The 13980-nt window shown below is 53.6% G+C and carries 10 protein-coding genes; all 10 read left to right on the top strand.

Translation table 11 applies throughout. The annotated features are described in order from the left end of the window. Window positions 1–24: 24 nt before the first annotated feature. The 10 genes from AC4G46_RS25195 (at window position 25) to AC4G46_RS25150 (ending at window position 13967) form a co-directional block, all read left to right on the top strand. Complete coding sequence (locus tag AC4G46_RS25195) at window positions 25–1302, top strand: serpin family protein (protein ID WP_491125122.1); 1278 nt, start codon at window positions 25–27, stop codon at window positions 1300–1302. 370 nt (window positions 1303–1672) lie between these two features. Further along, window positions 1673–2425 carry a BofC C-terminal domain-containing protein gene (locus tag AC4G46_RS25190; protein ID WP_491125121.1) on the top strand — a complete coding sequence of 251 codons (753 nt, stop codon included), beginning with the start codon at window positions 1673–1675 and terminating at the stop codon, window positions 2423–2425. A gap of 345 nt (window positions 2426–2770) precedes the next feature. Further along, window positions 2771–3688, top strand: a complete 918-nt coding sequence (locus AC4G46_RS25185) for an ABC transporter ATP-binding protein (RefSeq protein ID WP_491125120.1) — start codon at window positions 2771–2773, stop codon at window positions 3686–3688. A 2-nt stretch (window positions 3689–3690) separates the two neighbouring features. After that, window positions 3691–4842, top strand: coding sequence for an ABC transporter permease (locus tag AC4G46_RS25180; RefSeq protein ID WP_491125119.1), 1152 nt, complete (start codon window positions 3691–3693; stop codon window positions 4840–4842). A gap of 1 nt (window position 4843) precedes the next feature. Continuing rightward, window positions 4844–5950, top strand: coding sequence for an ABC transporter permease (locus tag AC4G46_RS25175; RefSeq protein WP_491125118.1), 1107 nt, complete (start codon window positions 4844–4846; stop codon window positions 5948–5950). Window positions 5951–5990: 40 nt separating this feature from the next. After that, a complete protein-coding gene (locus AC4G46_RS25170; RefSeq protein ID WP_491125117.1) occupies window positions 5991–8591 on the top strand; it encodes a condensation domain-containing protein in 2601 nt (866 codons plus the stop codon). Next, window positions 8584–9771: a condensation domain-containing protein gene (locus AC4G46_RS25165; RefSeq protein ID WP_491125116.1), complete on the top strand. Its 1188-nt coding sequence runs from the start codon at window positions 8584–8586 to the stop codon at window positions 9769–9771. Before AC4G46_RS25170 ends, AC4G46_RS25165 begins: the two co-directional genes overlap by 8 nt. Then, window positions 9761–11341, top strand: a complete 1581-nt coding sequence (locus tag AC4G46_RS25160; RefSeq protein WP_491125115.1) for a non-ribosomal peptide synthetase — start codon at window positions 9761–9763, stop codon at window positions 11339–11341. Before AC4G46_RS25165 ends, AC4G46_RS25160 begins: the two co-directional genes overlap by 11 nt. Then, window positions 11325–12806 carry a condensation domain-containing protein gene (locus AC4G46_RS25155; RefSeq protein ID WP_491125114.1) on the top strand — a complete coding sequence of 494 codons (1482 nt, stop codon included), beginning with the start codon at window positions 11325–11327 and terminating at the stop codon, window positions 12804–12806. The genes AC4G46_RS25160 and AC4G46_RS25155 overlap by 17 nt, the downstream gene beginning before the upstream one ends. Then, entirely contained in the window at window positions 12807–13967 is a 1161-nt protein-coding gene (locus AC4G46_RS25150) for an ACP S-malonyltransferase (protein ID WP_491125113.1), read from the top strand. Window positions 13968–13980: the final 13 nt, after the last annotated feature.

Raw genomic sequence — 13980 nt, 5'->3', positions numbered from 1 at the left:
ATTGAGATAAAGGGGGAAATGTTCATGAAAAAAAGACCTATGCTGCATCTGTGTGTCCTGCTGCTCCCGTGTGTTGTGCTGGCCGGCTGCGGTTCAGGCAGCTCTGGTGACGTTGCTGGCGACTCTGCCAGCTCAGAGATGAACTTCAGTGAAAGGGCAGCGTCAGCGGCGAAGCTGGATGCCCGGCTTGCCCGGCATAGCAATGAGCTTGGCCTGCAGCTGCTCAGCAAGCTGAGGGAACAGGGCGGGGCTGAAGGGAATTTGACGGTTTCACCGTATAGCATATCGGCCGCGCTGGCGCTTGCTTACAATGGCAGCCGCGGGGAGACGGCGGAAGAGCTGGGAGAGCTGCTGGGTTATGCTCCCGGGGAGCTGGAGCAGCTGAATGCCGGCAACAAGGCATTGCTGCCGCTGCTGAACGATGCCGGACCCGGCATTCAGCTTGAGCTTGCCAATTCGGTGTGGGTAGAAAACGGTATAAAGCTGCGCAAGAATTATCTGGAAGCAGCCGAAGCCAGCTATGGGGCGCAGGTTCGCACAACAGACCTGTCTGCGGAGAAGACTGTCACCAAGGTGAACCAGTGGGTTTCAGACCATACGGCAGGGAAGATAGACAGGATGCTGGAGCAGCCGCCCGGTGGCAATACGGTGGCGCTGCTGGTCAATGCCTTGTATTTTAAAGGAGCATGGCAAGTGAAGTTTCCTGTGGAGAATACCACGTTGGCGGATTTTCATCCGGATAAGAGTACCACTATAGAAGTCATGATGATGAAGCAGACCGGTAACTTTGCTTATGCAGAGAATGAGGACTGGCAGGCAGTCCGGCTTCCTTACGGGGAAGGACAAATGGATATGCTGGTTATTCTGCCGTCTGAACAGTCGTCTATGGATCAGGTGCTTCAGGGCGGGTTGCCTGCGGCAGAACAGTTTTCCGAGAGATTCGGAACCGTCGGTCTTCCGCGGTTCACTGCCGAATACGGCGCTGATCTGAAGGAGGCTATACAGGCACTGGGTGTTAAGATTCCTTTTGACCCGGCCAAGGCCGATTTCTCAGCGCTTGCAGATGTGGATATGCCCATTTTCATCGGCTCGATTATTCATAAGACGTATATCGAGGTAAATGAAGCCGGAACCGAAGCTGCTGCCTCAACGCTCGTTGCAATGGATGCTGGAGCGGCTCCCACCGCGGACTTACCCTTTGAGCTGACTGCCGACCGGCCGTTTATCTTTGTTATTGAGGACACACAGACGGGCTTATGGCTGTTCCTTGGGGCAATCGGGAAGCCGTTGCCGGCGGAATAGCTGAATATGCATGAATATGAGGAAAAATGCGTGCGCGCATCAGACTAAGTGGATTTTCGCCATCTAATTCTGCCTTGAACGCTGCTGCCGGGAAACTAGTTGGAAAAACGTCACTTAAATTGATGAAAATCAGCCTCAAAGTGATAAATGCCCGGAAACAGATGACTTTTTTCCACTTAGTGGCTGCAAACTCCGGGATTCACGGCAATTAAGTGGCTAAAATCCAACTAAGTGTAGCGAAGGGGAGTTTGGAACGTTGTATTCCCCCGTTGAATAGCAACATTTTTCCGCAGTGGCGCATAATCCCTTCCTTCACAGGCCACAATAGCCAAAAAAGCAGAATGAAGGGATTACAGTGAACGCTTTTCGCTTGAAAAAACAACTGTGGCGGCGGTGGAGACGATGGAAAAATGCCCCTTGGGTTGGAGCGGCCTGTATCGCATTAACGGTGCTCGGCTGGCGGGGGATGCAGGTTCCGGAACAGCTGAGCGGACTGCTCAGCACAGCCGAATGGAGTATGCCGGAAACAGCTGGAACATTTTATGATCCCCTGCAGGGCGGAGACCCGGACAACAGTGTAGCAGCCCTTGCAGCTGTGCATCACCCTGCCGGAGACACCGGGGAAGATGGAAGCATTACGCTGGAGCGTGCCAAATTACTGGAGACGGTAAGCAGTGAGGGGATCAGCCGGGTAGTGCATCTGAAGACGGTCTACATTACCGGTGAGGAGATCCAGACGTTGCCCGGCCTGAAAAGTCCCCGGCAGCTGAAGGTGCTGATCAAGGACCGTCCGGGCTGGAGCGGGTGGATCAGCGGGGAAGGCGATCTGTGGCTCGAGAAGCGGGTAAATGACCTGTCGCCGCTGACCAAGCAGAATGCCTACATCGGCGTCGATGAAGAGGGAAATCTGAGCCTGTTCAAGGGCCGGCCGGAAGGGGAAGAGGTGCTGAAGACCTTTTTTCAGATGGATATGGGCTCGATGAAATCCTCACTTCCCGAAGAGGTGTGGAAGCAGCTGCATGAAGGCATACACGTACAGGATATCGAGGAGTATAACAGTGTGCTTTCGACCTTCAGTGACTATGCACGGGATTCGGCAGAGCAGGTTATGCAGGCTGAATAGATACGGTACTTAACGGCTATGCGCCCTATATGGGCAGCATGGCCGTTTTTTTGTAATAAAGGAATCTGAGTTTCCGGGGGCCCTGTCCAAAGAAGCTGTTCCAGACGCCTGTAAGCCCTATGTCTGCAGCGCCTTGTCCGGCCTGAACCGGTCATCCGGGTGCTGCCTGGTGCGAATAATATCGCAGTTATTATCTAAATTACGCCTGTTATGACATAAAAGTATATCCGCACGCTCCGATGCTAAACTGTGATTGTAGGAAACAAGGTGGCAGATGCTTCCAGGGCAGTCTTTACATAAGCAGGCCCTTAAGGCGGTGCTATAAAACATTTAGGAGGTACATCAATGCGGACAATCTTTTCTGGCGAGGCTATAGACTTCAGTTACAACAAAAAGGAACCGGTACTGGACGGTCTTAGCATCTCTATTACTGACAAACAAATTTACGGGCTGCTTGGCCCCAACGGGGCAGGCAAATCAACCTTGACCAAAGTAATGCTTGGTCTCGAAAACCCTCAAAAGGGCAAGCTGCAGTGGTTCAATGAGTACCCTAACCAGAGCACGAAGAGCCGGGTGGGCTATGTGCCTCAGGATCTGGCGCTGATCTACGATCTGTCGGCCTATGAGAATGTAGAATTCTTCGGCAAGCTGTATAACCTCAAGGGTGAAAAGCTGAAGAAGCAGGTGCGATATGCTCTGGAGTTTGTAGGGCTATGGGAAGAGCGCAAGCAGAAGCCCAAGAAATTCTCGGGCGGGATGAAGCGGCGCCTGAACATTGCCTGCGGGATTGTACACAATCCCGATGTCATCATCCTCGATGAGCCGACCGTAGGGGTTGACCCCCAGTCGCGCAACCGGATTCTGGATGCCATTCTGGAGCTGAACCAGCTGGGCACAACCATCGTCTACATCTCCCATTACATGGAGGAGGTCGAAAAAATCTGCTCGCATGTCGGCATTATTGACAACGGCACGCTGCTCTGTGAAGGCAGACTGAGCGACATCCTGGAAGCTTATACGGATCAGGCCATTCTGAAGCTGGAGCTTCAGCTGAAGAGCTCCGCTTACACCGCACGGCTGGCGGATTACACGGTAGTTGCTATTGAGGATAACAAAATAGAGCTGGCGGTTCCGAAGAACAATGTCGGCGTAATCAGCGAAATCAAGGACAAGCTCGGCGATGAGCTCAAGAGCTTCCAGTACATCTCGCCAAACCTTGAACAGGTGTTTTTCAAACTGACTAAGAAGAATTTGAGGGATTAGCCATGTGGACGATCTATATAACAAGCATGAAGCGGAAGATCAAGAGCCCTGTCGTCTTTGTCAATTACATTCTGCTGCCGCTGCTGCTGATTGTGATTCTGGGCAACGCCCTGTCGACCATGTTCCAGCAGGAATCCAAGGAGACAGCTGCAGCGGTCAATATTACACAGACCCGTACGGTCGTGGTTAATGAGGACAGCGGCCAGTTTGGAAAAGATATCGTAGCCTTTTTGACCAGCGCTGAGAACCGTGAGCTGTATGAGGTCACCGTTGCCGCAAACGCGGAGGAGGCACGCAAAGCCCTGGAAGCTGATGAATATGACCAGTTCATTTATCTGCCCGCCGGCTTGACCGAAGGCGTCACAGCAAACCGGGAAAGTACGGTTACGGTTTACGGCAAGGATCAGAACATTGACAAGGTGGATATAACCGCCCTGACCCTCTCCGCCTTCGGCGACGGGTACCAGGCTATGGGCGTATCCGGACGGGATAATCAGCCGCTTGTCTACCAGCATGCCTACAGCAATCTGCTGACGGCGGGCGGTGCCGCCGGAGAGAAGGGTGAAGCAGGCGGTATGTCGGGTCTGAGCTACTATGGCGTGACGATGCTGGTCCTTATCCTCTTTTACGGACTGGCCAATACGATGAATTTCATTCAGGAAGAGTACAATGAAGCGCTTGGTGACCGCTATCTGATCTCGCCGGTATCCAAAATGTCGCTGGTAGTAAGCCAATGGCTGACCGGCTGCTCGATCTCCATTCTTCAGGGGCTGGTCATCGTGGCCTGTGCCAAGCTGTTCTTCAATGTCTCTTACGGCAATAACAATCTGGTGGTCCTGTTCATCATTATTGTCGGCGCCATTTTCTTTAACGCGCTGGGCCTGTTCCTCGGAGTGCTTGGACGACGCATGAAGGCACTGGACAGTATCGTCTCCCTGCTGATTCCGGTCATGACGTTTATCGGCGGCGGCTTTATCAAGCTGGATTTCGGTTCGCTCAGCAGGCTGAGCATCAATGAGGTGTTCCAGCAGCCGCTGTTCAATTATATTCAGCAGGGGGTAATCGACCTGATGCCTGTCTATAATGCACTGGTCCTGTCTCTAGGGTTTGTATTGATTTCCGTCTATTCATTAACCCGGAAGGGGGTCAGATAACATGAGAATCTTTGGACTTTATTTGAAGCGGATTGTGAGAAGAAGGCTGACGCTTATTTTCATGGTACTGCTGCCCGTTCTGTTCACCTTCATGGTGGTTACCCAGTATAACGATGCGACCAAGGTAACCTTGGCCATGTATGTACCGGATCCAGCAGTTGATTCCTATGTCTCCGCCATGCTGGAGAAGCAGGATGTAACCCTGATTCATGCAAAGGATGCAGACAGCGCTATTCAAGCAAGCGCGAATCTGGGGATTGTTTTTACCAGTACAGCCGGCGAGCTCTTTGCCAATCCGGATGCGCTGAAGATCGAGAGCTATGCCAAGGAGGTTAATTTCAACTCCAAATCACTTGAGGTCAAGCTGAACAGCATCTTCTCCTCACTGCAGACGCTGGCGAACAATGCACCCGATGCCGGAGCCTTTCAGGAGAGCATGAAGCTGATGGCGGATACTCCGGCACCGGTCACAATCGAGCCGAGTATTCTGGGCAATCCGCACGCAGTGGTGCTGACCAGCACGTTTAACATGATTGTGTTCATCATGCTCTTCCTGACCATGACCAACACCCTGCTGTTCCTGGGTGACAAGGTTCATTCCACGACTGAACGGGTGCTGCTGACGGCCAGAAACAAGCTCAGCTACTATTTACAGACGGTCAGTGTATTCGCAGCGATCGGTATCGTCCAGTTCCTGCTTATGATTGCGCTGATGAGCGGGGCCTTCGGAATCGACCTGGAGCTGTCCGCTTTCCATCTGCTGCTGCTGGTGCTGGCTTACGGTCTGCTTAATGTCATTGCTGCGGGCATCGGCCTGCTGCTGGTCAGCCGCACTACGAAACAATCCACCGGACGGCTGCTGGTCACCGTTGTCTCCCTGCCGCTGGCGATGCTCGGCGGTACACTCTGGCCAAGCTCCATCATGCCGGAAGGCATGCAGCGCTTCGCCCGGATTCTGCCGACCCGGTGGATTACGGAGCTGAACACAGAATTGTTCAGCGGGTTCACGGGAAGCGGCAGCGCGGTAACGGTTCATTTTGTCAGCCTGCTGGGCTGTGCGGCGCTCATTTTTCTCCTGCTCACCCGGGTAAAGACTCAGGATATCTAGGGCAGGCCACAGGCTGTGTTGAAAGGAGGAGAAGAGCACGATGCTTAACAGTCCCGAGACCGGCACACGGCATTACGAGCTGGAGCCCTTGCAGCAGAAAATTTTATATGCCGAAAAGCACGGTAAGGATTACGGTATTTATTTCACCGTTACTTATGATGACCGGTGGAGCAGGGATGAGATGGATCAGGCTGTCACGAAGGTAATGAACGCAGTTGAAGCCTTCAGCGGCAGAATTATCAGACAGGATTCACAGTACGTGTTTGCCGTGGACAGCGGCTTCAAGGATTACCGGAGCAGCGTGCCGCTCGGCGGCCAGAGACTGGCTGTCTTCGGGGGCGGACGCCTGGCCGCTTACTATCTCAGGGAGGAAGAGCACTGCATTGAGTTTCTAATGCATCATCTGATTATGGACGGTGATTCCCTGTATCTGTTCCTGGACAGCCTGGAACAGGAACTGCTGACCAAGAGCGCCCCTGTGCTTGATGAAGGCAGTTATTTCCGGAAGCCGGGTGGCCGGGCCAAGGCATTGCCGGGAATGGACGGGTATGCGGACAGAATCAGGCAATATCAGCGTCCGGATCAGACCGGCCGCCCGTATGCCGAGCCGGTTTACGGCCGCGGCCGGCTGACAGACGGGGCTTTCAGAGCGGCGGTATCGCTGTCAGGCAAGCTGAAGGTTACCCGGTTCGGCGTTATCCTGCTTGCGCTGGCCCTGCTGTCGCCGCAGCGGAGGAACCTGATTGGAGTAGTGGTGTCCCGCAGGGATCAAATGCAGCAGGCCGGTGTAATCGGGAATTTCACGGATATTGCGCCTGTTCTTCTGCAGATAGACGACAGCCTTAGCTACGCGGGCAATGCCCGCAGTATATTCAAAGAGCTGTTCCAGTCCATCAGCGGCTCTGCCCTCCTGTCCTATGAGGAATATATGGAGCTGCTGGGGTACCACGGGTATGACTACGTATTGTCTTATACCGGAATGCCGGAGCTGGAACAGAGATCGGCGGTATTCTCCCGGCTTACGCTGGGTGGCTATCTCCACAAGTACAATAACCATCTTCAGTTCAATGAATACGGCGACCATCTGGAGTATGAATACTGCTGCGACCAGCCCTTGATCCGGCACCTGTTCTCCGGACTGGAGGAGATGCTGCTTATGCTGGACCGGCTGGAGCTGTCGCAGCCTGCCGGTGATACGCTTGTACCGCAGGCGGCTGTCATGGAGACTGCAGCGGCGTCTGCCGGACCCGCTGCGCGGGAAGAGAGAAGCAGCAGGTGGTTACCCGATATTGGCGAGGATGAGGACCTGTTCCACTCCTCGATCTCATCAATGGATATAGCAAGAATGATTACGGACATTTACGAGCATCTGGGGGTACAGCTCAGCTATCAGGATATTTATACTTCGGGCACGCTCCGCGAGCTGAAGCGGCTGATCCTGGAGCGGGCCGGCCATGCCGCCTTCCCGCAATGGGATGCTGCAGAGCCGGACGGATACGAATGCCCGAACTTTATGAAGGTGCTGTTTATCGACAGCTTCCGCCTGGCGGAATCCAATATGTACGATGTGAAGTATGCTTACCGGATTTCCAAGCAGGGCACGGTTGAGTTGAATGCGCTGCAGGCTGCGATTGAGCATGTTATTGCATGCAATGATGTCTTCTTCACAGAGTATGTCTACGCCGATGGCGGGGTACACGGGAAGATCGGACAGAACAGGCATGTGGAAATTGAGCATATCACACTGGCTGATGCCGGTCAGCTGCAGGAGCTCAGCAGCGGGTTCCGCCTGCAGGGCGGTGGACGGCTATGGGATATCAGGCTGGTTACACTGCTCTCCACCGGGCACACCTACCTGTATCTCAATATGCACCATATGCTTATTGACCAGATAGGTCTCGGTATTCTGCTCAGCCAGATCGAGGACAGCTTCAACGGCCAGCCTGTGCAATTTGCCCAGTATGCGCAAATAGCCGGCAGCTATAAAGCAGCTATTGCCGGTGATGTGCAGGGCTGGCAGCCGCTTCTCCGTTACAACGCCTATCCAAGTCTGGGCAAGCCGGTTCGGACCAAGGGAAGCTATCATTTTTATGAGTTTACCTGTCAGGCAGAAGAAGTGCCGTATCCGGAGCAGGAGCACAGGCTGCTCTCTTCCCTGACGAGCCGTCTGGCACTGGCTTTCAATCATACACAGGGTTATGTGGGCGCGGTGTACCACGGAAGGGTAATCCCCGGCGCAATCCATGTTGTCCAGTCCTTCGCCCGGGTCCTGCCTGTCTTCTTCGACACTGAGGATGACAATGTCCTCAGGGAGAGCCTTACTACAGCACACCGGTATCAGGCGGCATCGATCTATGATTTGAACGGAGCCGGCTTCACACTGGAGTTCCCGGCAATTGTATTTCAGACCCTGGTGGCCGGCAGCAGTGAAGGACCGTTGTTTGACCAGGTGCTGGAATTCCCGGGTGTGTCGAAATTTCAGCTGCTGGTGAATTTCCAGCTGTCTGCCCGGGAGTGCCGGATCAGCTTGTATATTGACGATCTGGTGTACACGCTGGAGGAAGAAGCACAGATTGTCCAAGATGTGCGGTCAGCCTTTCAGGAGCTTGCTGTAGAGGCAGGTGAAGCCGATCATGCTTGAATATGCATATTCTCCGGATCCCGGGGAGCAGGAGGAGATCAGCGAGCTGACCGCCATCCAGCGCAAGATGTTCATCTGCAATAAACTGCCGCTGTACCGGCTGCCGCTGTTGTACACGCTTGATGCGGATACCAGTTACGGGGCTGTAAGAGCAGCATTGTACACCGTTATTAAGGCACATAAGACGCTCCAGGTAAAATATGAATACGATCCGCAGCTGCGGAAATTCTACCAGCGGTATACCCCTTTGCGGCCGGAGGATTTCAGTGTGGAACCACTGGAAATTCATGAAGCGCCTGAAGAATTTATCAGAGGCTGCAGCTCCGGGATTGATCTGGCTGCACATTATCCCTGGCGCCTGACCTTTCTGGAATGGCTGGATATGCGGTTCCTGTATGTGGAGTTCCATCATATCGCCGTGGATGGCTTGGGAATCCGCCGCTTTGAACAGGATTTCATCGGCAGGCTGCTGGAAGGGCAGGAGATTATACCACAGGCTTCCCTTGCGTTATCCGGCTACCGTGCAATCTGTGAGCTCCAGCGGCATAGCGCTGCTGCGGCAGAGGTGAAGGAAAGGCTGCTGAGGCTGCCGGCGCTGCAGTCCAGGCCTGCTCCCGGTGCCGGAAGGCTTGCCATCAGGCTTACAGCCGCCCGGCAGGAAGCGGTACAGCAACTGGCCGTACGACTAAAGGTCACGAAGAACGCTGTTTTTCAGGGTTTGCTTGAGGAGGTACTGGGCCGCATATGCGGCGGCGATACCTACGGCACAATCGGTAACTGGCGGATGAGAATCGGAAATTTCAATGAAGCAGGCTGCTATGTGCAGATTTTGCCTAAGCAGATTCAAGCGGAAGAGAATATGGATTCCAGAATCCGGAATATTCACGGCAGCAATCTTCAGAGCTTCAGAGACCACAGCAATGACTCCCACGGGATAATTGAATATCCGATCGTGTACTCCTATGAGGAGGACATGTTCCGGCATTTCCGCTACATACCGGCTGACCGGATGTGCAAGTTTGAATTATACATCAGGGTCTACCATTACCAGCAGGAGAACGGCATAGAAGTGGAATACAGCAAGGCCAAGTATTCAGATGATCAGATTGCAGCCATTATAGGTGACTTCGGCAGCAGGCTTGATTATTTGGCGGAAAAGGGGGATTTCTGTGGATTTTAAAGAAAAAATTAACAATATATTTAAATTATACCATGATAAAACGGCTATTCTGGATGATTCCCGCACATTAACCTATCGGCAGCTGGATGAGCTTACCCGCGGTGTTGCTGCCGGCCTCTGCAGCCGGGGCGTCGGTAAAGGGGATGTGGTGGCCATTGAATGCCCGGAAAGAGCAGATTCCATTGTGCTTATGATCGGTACCATCCGGGCCGGAGCCGCTTATTGTGTTATTCCGGAATCCTATCCGGACCATCGCAAGGAGAAGATGAAGTCACTGGTCCAGGCCAAGGTTAGTCTGCATACTATCGCCGAGGCCGGAGGCGGCCGGGAAGCTGCACTTCCGGAAACGGAAAGACAGCCTGACAGCCTGCTCTATATCATCTTCACCTCAGGCTCCACCGGAGAGCCGAAAGCGGTAGCTATCGAAGACCGGTCTATCGGTAAGATAGTCAATGAACCAAGCTTCTACCAGGGTGAGATTATGGGCCAGCTTGCCCCGCTGGAATTCGATGCTTCAGTCTATGAGATTTTTGGCGGACTGCTGAACGGAATGACACTGAAGCTGATCAGCAAGGATGACAGCCTGGATTGCGAGACGGTTCCTGAACGGTTTGACGGAATTGATACATTATTCCTGACTACAAGGCTATTCAACCTCTATGTGGATGAAGCCCCTGAGCTGTTCCGCAAGGTCTCGCTGGTTCTGACCGGAGGCGAGCGCTGCTCCGTACATCATCTGCAGGAGGCCGCGCGCTACTGCACCGTCCTCCATGTCTACGGGCCAACGGAGACCACGGTCTTTGCCACAGCCCACCGGGTTGACGGTACTGAGCTGCAGATGCCGATCGGCAAACTGTTTGACCAGGGGGCGTTCATGATTGTAGACGGGGATAATCTCGCGGTTCCTGCAGGGCAGCAGGGAGAGCTGCTGATTGCAGATTCCGGCGTCATGCGCGGTTATTTGGGGAATGCGGTGGCAAGCAGCAGAGCTCTGCTGGAGCTGGACGGCCGGCGGTTTTACCGGACCGGAGACACAGTGTACCTTGATGCTGAAGAAGAGATTATCTATGTGGAGCGTAAGGACAGGCAGGTCAAAATCTCCGGCTACCGCATTGAGCTGGGGGAAGTGGAGAAATGTGCCTATAGCTTCGGCCTGCAAAAGGATTGTCTGGCTCACTACGACGGACAGCGGCTGATGCTCTATGTGAAGGATCAGGTGAATCTGGAGCAGCTGCGCGGACATTTGCGGAGCAGGCTGCCTGAGTATATGGTTCCTACAGTGAAGGTGGTGGATATTATTCCTATGAATACTAACGGTAAAACGGATATCTCAGAAATCAATAATGGCAATTCTATGGCCGGTAATAACCGCAATGAAATTATGCAGGTGATGACAAGTGTGCTGAAAAGTGAAATAGCAGCAGAGCAGACATTCCTGGATCTGGGCGGAGATTCCATCAAGGCGATGGAAATCATCTGGCAGCTGGGAAGCAAGGGCTATCAGCTGGACCTGGATATGCTGTTCAGCAGAACTTTAGGAGAGATAGCGGACAATGTCAGCCACGGTTAGCAGTGCCGAGAAAAGAATTGTGAGCAGCTGCCTGCTCAGTCCTACCGCCTATAATATTCCGCTGTTTGTCCGGTTTGCCGAAGGACTGAATATCCCAAAAATGTATAATCTGCTGACCCGGTATGTGGAGCAGTTCGACTTGTTCCGGACCACCTACCAGATCCAGTCCGAGATTTACAAAAGAACCGGAGATGAAGCGCCGACGATTGAGGTCAGAACCTTCGGTCGGCTGGATAAGGAGCGTCTGATCAGCGAGCAGCTGATTACCGTGAGGGACCGTGCGCTGGTGCGGATTCTGATCTGCAGGGTGCTGGACGAGCCGGCTGATTATCTGTTCATCAATGCTCATCATGTGCTTCTTGACGGGTTCAGCATGAACCTGTTCCTACAGGAATTGACCGAAGCTTATCTGTCCGGGGAAGCTGCCGAATCACAGCTGCACCCGCCTGTGCTTGAAGTTGACGGGCCGGATAGCCAGGAGCCGGCAAGTATAATCAGCTTCGGGGGCTATGCACCGTTCAAGTCCAGGCTGCTGGCCAGACAGTGCAATGAGGTTCATTACCTGAATGACCGCTTCACGCTGGAGCCGGGATATGTCAGGAGGCACTCGGATTTTGCGGTAGCGCTGACCGCCTTCTCCCTCAGCCTGGCGAGCCTGCTGCACAGCGGAACGGTCTATCTGGCCTATCCTTACCTGGGCAGAGATCCCCGCAATTACCGGGCGCTCGGCAATTTCGTGCAGCTGATCCCGTTTGCGGTGCAGCTGGAGGAGGAGCTGGAGACGGGAACGGATCAGCTCATTGCCGGGATTCAGGCCAGGATATTCTCCGGCTTTGCCGGACGTGACCATTACGGGGAGCTGATCCGTACCGAGCCTATGAGCAGCATGAACATTTTCAGGGATATTATTTTTGACTATAAATCAGGCAGCCTGATCGCCAAAAAACTGAATGAGGCCCATGGCATTGAGCTGGAGGAAGCCGCCGGCTACCAGGATGAAAAATACGGGCTGCATTTCTCCGTCTATAAGACAGGGGAAGATTGGGAGATCAGTGTCATCTCCAGTGAATACGGGCTGGAGGATCTGCAGGCTCTGCAGTCGCTGTACCGCAGCAATCTCCGGAGCTTGTATGCGAATGCAAGCGGCGGGCTGCGTGTGGGTGATCTGGTGTCCCTGGCTTTAAGAGAAGAAGAGCCTTGCGGTGCAGAAGACAGCTTGCAGGCACAGGGCGGAGAGATTTACAGCAAGATTACCGAGATCGTATCCGCCCTTCTGGGAGAAACGGATGTGCAGGCAGATGTAAGCTTTTTCGATCTCGGCATGGACTCGCTTCTGCTTGTAAAGCTCAAGAAAAGGATCAGAGAAGCTTTCAATATCAATCTTAAAATTTCGGATTTCTTCAACTTTCATACAGCCGGGCTGCTGGCCGGTAAAATAAAGGATCATCTAAAGGAGGCTAATTAAATGAATATTGCATTGCTGTTGCCCGGACAGGGGACACGTTTTACGGAGCAGGTGAAGGAGCTCTGGCTGGAATCGCCCGGAGCGTGTGCGCTGATTGAATCAGCGGAACATCAGCTGGGCTTCCCGGTTTCGGAATGGCTGACCGCGGATTTAAGCCAGGACACCCACAAAGCACAGCTTGCCACCTATGTCGGCTCCATGTGCATGTACCAGTTATACAAGCAGAGAATCGGCCTTTATCCCGGCTTCTTGCTCGGCCACAGTCTGGGTGAAATTACTGCACTGACCATTGCCGGAGCAGTCACCTATGAAGAAGGGCTGGAGCTGGTGAACATCCGCGGCAAGGCGATGAAGGCGGCAATTGAGCAGCAGGAGAGCCTGGGGATGATGGCGGTGTTTGCCTCTCCCGGAGAAGTCGAGGCACTCGCCGCCGGCTGGGAGAACGTGTATGCGGCCAACCTCAACTCGGAGCAGCAGACCGTGATTTCCGGTACCCGCCAGGCCATTCAGGAATTTGTCAAGCACCACCGGCTTGAAGGGGTTATGCTAGGCGTGAACGGGGCCTTCCACACCCCGTATATGAAGGAAGCAGCGGATGAAGTATACGCGCAGCTTGACGGAATGTCCTTCAGCCCCAGAGTGCAGACCCAAGTCATCAGCAATAAGAGTGCAGGGCCTTATGACTTCACGAATCTGCGGGGAGAAATTGCCGCACAGATTATCAGCCCTGTCCGCTGGCAGCCGTCCATTGATTACGCGCTTAGCCGCGGGGTGCAGCTCTTCGTGGATCTCTCTCCTAACGGAATGTTCGTCAAAATGCTCAAAAGTGTTAAAGGCATCTTTGCCTTCCATAATGAAGAAAGCATGGCGGCGCTATGCACAGAGCTGAAGGATGATATTGAGGTCAACCGGCACTATGACGTATTCTCCCGCGCGCTCGGCATCATTGTCTCCACCAAAAATAACAGCCTGGATGCCGAGGCCTATGACGATATCGTAATAAGCGGCTATAACCGCATCAAGTCTCAGATCGGCAAAGCAGCCTCGGATGCTGAGATCCGCGAGACACTGTCACTGCTGGAGCTGATCCTGAGCGCCAAGGCGGTTCCCGCCGATGAAATTACAGAATACTGCAACCAGTTAGCCTGGAAAGTCGGATAACAACGCAAATAAT

The organism is Paenibacillus sp. fava2, assembly GCF_058313675.1.
The sequence above is the reverse complement of the archived record's forward strand: the minus strand, read 5'-3'. Positions and strand labels throughout refer to the sequence as shown.

Bases quoted from the DNA above. Each gene is read 5' to 3' on its own strand.
- AC4G46_RS25195 (WP_491125122.1), top strand. From the start codon at position 25: ATGAAAAAAAGACCTATGCTGCATCTGTGTGTCCTGCTGCTCCCGTGT.
- AC4G46_RS25185 (WP_491125120.1), top strand. From the start codon at position 2,771: ATGCGGACAATCTTTTCTGGCGAGGCTATAGACTTCAGTTACAACAAA.
- AC4G46_RS25180 (WP_491125119.1), top strand. From the start codon at position 3,691: ATGTGGACGATCTATATAACAAGCATGAAGCGGAAGATCAAGAGCCCT.
- AC4G46_RS25175 (WP_491125118.1), top strand. From the start codon at position 4,844: ATGAGAATCTTTGGACTTTATTTGAAGCGGATTGTGAGAAGAAGGCTG.
- AC4G46_RS25170 (WP_491125117.1), top strand. From the start codon at position 5,991: ATGCTTAACAGTCCCGAGACCGGCACACGGCATTACGAGCTGGAGCCC.
- AC4G46_RS25165 (WP_491125116.1), top strand. From the start codon at position 8,584: ATGCTTGAATATGCATATTCTCCGGATCCCGGGGAGCAGGAGGAGATC.
- AC4G46_RS25155 (WP_491125114.1), top strand. From the start codon at position 11,325: ATGTCAGCCACGGTTAGCAGTGCCGAGAAAAGAATTGTGAGCAGCTGC.
- AC4G46_RS25150 (WP_491125113.1), top strand. From the start codon at position 12,807: ATGAATATTGCATTGCTGTTGCCCGGACAGGGGACACGTTTTACGGAG.